Consider the following 2500-nt stretch of genomic DNA (forward strand, 5'->3'; position numbering starts at 1 on the left):
AAGCTACGGGGAGGTGCGAATACCCTTTGATCCGTAGATTTCCGAATGGGGAAACCCACCTAAGGTACTTGGAAAATCAGAGCAGCAGGGTGACTTGCTGCTGTGGTTTCCAAGTATCGATAATAGGTAACTTATCCTGAATACATAGGGATAAAGTGGCGAACGCGGGGAACTGAAACATCTAAGTACCCGTAGGAAAGGACATCAACCGAGACTCCGGAAGTAGTGGCGAGCGAACCCGGACCAGGCCAGTGGCGATTGAGAGACAAGCGGAACCTTCTGGAAAGTAGGGCCATAGTGGGTGACAGCCCCGTACGCGTAATGCAATCAATCGTCCTCGAGTAAGGCGGGACACGTGAAATCCTGTCTGAAATTGGGGGGACCACCCTCCAAGCCTAAGTACTCGTGCATGACCGATAGCGAACTAGTACCGTGAGGGAAAGGTGAAAAGCACCCCGACAAGGGGAGTGAAAGAGTACCTGAAACCGATTGCCTACAAACAGTGGAAGCCCAAGGTTCGTCCTGGGTGACCACGTACCTTTTGTATAATGGGTCAGCGACTTAGTGTGACGAGCAAGCTTAAACCGCTAGGTGTAGGCGCAGCGAAAGCGAGTCTGAATAGGGCGTTCAGTTCGTCGCATTAGACCCGAAACCGAGTGATCTAGCCATGAGCAGGTTGAAGGTAAGGTAACACTTACTGGAGGACCGAACCCATAACTGTTGCAATAGTTCGGGATGACTTGTGGCTAGGGGTGAAAGGCCAATCAAACTCGGAAATAGCTGGTTCTCCGCGAAATCTATTTAGGTAGAGCGTCGACCGAATACCCCAGGGGGTAGAGCACTGGATGGGCTAGGGGTCCTCACCGGATTACCAAACCTAACCAAACTCCGAATACCTGGGAGTACTAGTCGGCAGACACACGGCGGGTGCTAACGTCCGTCGTGAAAAGGGAAACAACCCTGACCTACAGCTAAGGTCCCCAAGTTATGGCTAAGTGGGAAAGGATGTGAGGATCCCAAAACAACCAGGATGTTGGCTTAGAAGCAGCCATCATTTAAAGAAAGCGTAACAGCTCACTGGTCTAAATAAGGGTCTTTGCGCCGAAAATGTAACGGGGCTAAAGCCATACACCGAAGCTTAGGGTTTGGTCCGCAAGGGCCAAGCGGTAGCGGAGCGTTCTGTAAGCTGATGAAGCCATACCCGTGAGGGGTGGTGGAGGTATCAGAAGTGCGAATGCTGACATGAGTAACGTAAGGGGAGTGAGAGACTCCCCCGCCGAAAGACCAAGGGTTCCTGCTTAAAGCTAATCTGAGCAGGGTTAGCCGGCCCCTAAGACGAGGCGGAAACGCGTAGTCGATGGGAACCACGTTAATATTCGTGGGCTTGGAGGTAGTGACGGATCATTGAGGTAGTCCAATCTTATCGGATTGAACGGGCTGCTGCGTGGTTCCAGGAAATAGCTCCTCCTTATAAACCGTACCCGAAACCGACACTGGTGGTCTGGTAGAGTATACCAAGGCGCTTGAGAGAACTATGCTGAAGGAACTCGGCAAATTGCACGCGTAACTTCGGAAGAAGCGTGACCCTTTTCTACGCAAGTAGAGGAGGGTGGCACAGACCAGGGGGTAGCGACTGTTTATCAAAAACACAGGGCTCTGCGAAGTCGCAAGACGACGTATAGGGTCTGACGCCTGCCCGGTGCTGGAAGGTTAAGAGGAGGGGTGCAAGCTCTGAATCGAAGCCCCAGTAAACGGCGGCCGTAACTATAACGGTCCTAAGGTAGCGAAATTCCTTGTCGGGTAAGTTCCGACCTGCACGAATGGCGTAACGACTTCCCCGCTGTCTCCAGCATAGACTCAGTGAAATTGAATTCCCCGTGAAGATGCGGGGTTCCTGCGGTTAGACGGAAAGACCCCGTGCACCTTTACTATAGCTTTACATTGGCATTCGTAGTGGCATGTGTAGGATAGGTGGTAGGCTTTGAAACCTGGGCGCCAGCTCAGGTGGAGCCACCCTTGAAATACCACCCTTATTACTATGGATGTCTAACCGCGGCCCGTTATCCGGGTCCGGGACAGTGTATGGTGGGTAGTTTGACTGGGGCGGTCGCCTCCTAAAGAGTAACGGAGGCGCGCGATGGTGGGCTCAGAACGGTCGGAAATCGTTCGCTGAGTGCAATGGCATAAGCCTGCCTGACTGCGAGACTGACAAGTCGAGCAGAGACGAAAGTCGGTCATAGTGATCCGGTGGTCCCGCGTGGAAGGGCCATCGCTCAACGGATAAAAGGTACGCCGGGGATAACAGGCTGATGACCCCCAAGAGTCCATATCGACGGGGTTGTTTGGCACCTCGATGTCGACTCATCGCATCCTGGGGCTGGAGCAGGTCCCAAGGGTATGGCTGTTCGCCATTTAAAGCGGTACGTGAGTTGGGTTCAGAACGTCGTGAGACAGTTCGGTCCCTATCTGCCGTGGGTGTAGGAATATTGAAAGGATCTGT

The 2500-nt window shown here is 53.0% G+C and carries 1 rRNA gene (cut by both window edges); it reads left to right on the forward strand.

What is annotated here, in order from left to right:
• Positions 1 to 2500, forward strand: a 23S ribosomal RNA gene (locus tag AC56QX_RS10335) (it extends past both window edges: 73 nt to the left, 237 nt to the right).

The organism is Mesorhizobium sp. RCAM 06353 (genome assembly GCF_059683585.1).